The sequence below is a fragment of the Segatella copri genome (assembly GCF_002224675.1).
In the GTDB taxonomy this organism is placed as follows: Bacteria; Bacteroidota; Bacteroidia; order Bacteroidales; family Bacteroidaceae; genus Prevotella; species Prevotella copri_U.
On record NZ_NMPZ01000060.1, the window covers coordinates 1 to 1,928 of the forward strand.

General features: G+C 48.2%; 2 protein-coding genes. Both read left to right on the forward strand.

Annotation, left to right across the window (positions count from 1 at the left end):
- Nucleotides 1–236: 236 nt before the first annotated feature.
- Nucleotides 237–1,469, forward strand: coding sequence for a site-specific integrase (locus tag CFT61_RS16245; RefSeq protein WP_089545429.1), 1,233 nt, complete (start codon nt 237–239; stop codon nt 1,467–1,469).
- Between the two features lie 64 nt (nt 1,470–1,533).
- A partial coding sequence (locus CFT61_RS16250) for an Arm DNA-binding domain-containing protein (RefSeq protein ID WP_254919018.1) occupies nt 1,534–1,928 on the forward strand: 395 nt, incomplete at its 3' end.

Below are 1,928 nucleotides of genomic sequence, written 5' to 3' on the forward strand. Positions count from 1 at the left end.
GTTGGGAATGAGCAGATTTGCACAAAGTTGCCAAATCGGCATAAAGCAAGCGAGTGAGGAATATTGAAGTAGTTCAGTTACTAAATCGTGAGCCACAGTTACCTATGCAAAGCAGGTAACAATGCGGAAAGGCAACTTTGTGCATCAACGGATTTTATTGCGCTGATTCTCAATGTTTTGCGTATCAAGGAACGCTTACAAAATGATTATATTTGCACACTCAAAATGTAAGCGTTATGAAAATCGAAAAATTCAAGGTGTTGCTCTACCTAAAAAAGAGCGGAATGGACAAGAATGGAAAAGCTCCCATCATGGGACGCATCACGGTGAACAGGACTATGGCGCAGTTCTCCTGCAAGTTGTCTTGCACTCCATCGCTTTGGAATCCTCGTGCCAGCCGATTGGAGGGCAAGAGCAAGGAAGCCGTGGAAACCAACAAGGACATCGAGCAGTTGTTGCTTTCCATCCAAAAGGCTTTCGATGTGCTTGTGGAAAAGAGAACGGACTTCGAGGCTAAGGATGTCAAGGAGGCCTTGCAGGGCAGCGTCAAGACACAGACCACCCTTCTCTCCTTCGTGGACGAGCATATCAGTGAACTCAGCACCCATGAGGGCATCGATATGTCGAAGAGCAGTGTCTGGACTTACAGAAAGATTCGCAAGAATCTCGCTGAGTTCATCGGGGAGAAGTATAGGTTGACTGATTTGGCTTTCGGACAGCTGACCGAGCCTTTCATCAGTGACTTTCACCATTACCTGCTTGACGAGAAAGGCTTTTCATCAGGAACCATCACCATTTATGTGTCGCTCTTCAAGAAGATGTGCCGCATCGCCTTTGAGCGAGGCTTGTGCAAGAACCTGCTGTTCGCCCATTATCGGGTTGGCACTCCAAGGGTTACGACACCCAAGGCTCTCAGCATGTCTGATTTCATAAAAATCCGTGATGCGGAACTACCCGAAGACAAGCCGAGACTATCCGTTAGCCATGACCTGTTTCTTTTCGCCTGCTATGCAGGAACAGCCTTCATAGACACCGTTTCCATCACGAAAGCCAATGTCAAGGTGTTGGAGGATGGCGACAAATGGCTCATCTATAACCGCAAGAAGACCGGAACACTTGCCAGGGTGAAACTCCTGCCCGAGGCGTTGGAGCTGATGGCGAAATACGAGGACGGGGCAAGGGATACCCTTTTCCCATTGCTGAGCACGAATCGTGTTCGTATCGACCTCATCACCATCTGCAAGTTGGCGGAAACGAGCAAGACCTATTCCTACCATTCGGGACGGCACTCGTTCGCCAGCCTCATTACGCTGGAGGCTGGTGTGCCGATGGAGACCATCTGCAAGATGCTCGGTCACAAGGATGTGAAGATGACGCAGCGGTATGCGAGAGTAACCCAAAAGAAGCTGTTTGAGGACATGGACAAGTTCATCGCTGCAACCGAGAAGGACTTTATTCTCGCATTATGAACAAGGCTTTCAACTTTTCTTTTTACAGTTTCAACTACATTATTATATTATAAGGACAGCAACTATGAGCAGAAGTACATTTTCAATTTTGCCTTACATCAACAGACAGAAGGTAAAGGCAGACGGAACAGCCAACATACTGTGCCGCATCACCGTTGACGGCAAAAGTGCAGCCATTTCCACAGGCATATCCTGTACACCACAGGAGTGGAACGCCAAGAAGGGAGAGGTACGGAACGCAAGGGACAACGGACGATTGGCAAGTTTCCTTGCTGAGGTCAAGGATAAATACAACTCACTTCTTTCCACCAACGGCATCATCACCGTGGAAATGCTGAAGGCTGTGTTGAAGGACAAGGACACGACAGGAAGGTTCTTGCTGAACTTTGGTGATACCATCGTGGAATGGTATCGAACCTCAAAAGCCAGACAAACCTTTCTGCACAAGCGGACATGGCA

What these genes read in the sequence shown, in the direction of transcription:
- CFT61_RS16245 (WP_089545429.1), top strand. Translation starts at nt 237, where the DNA reads ATGAAAATCGAAAAATTCAAGGTGTTGCTCTACCTAAAAAAGAGCGGA.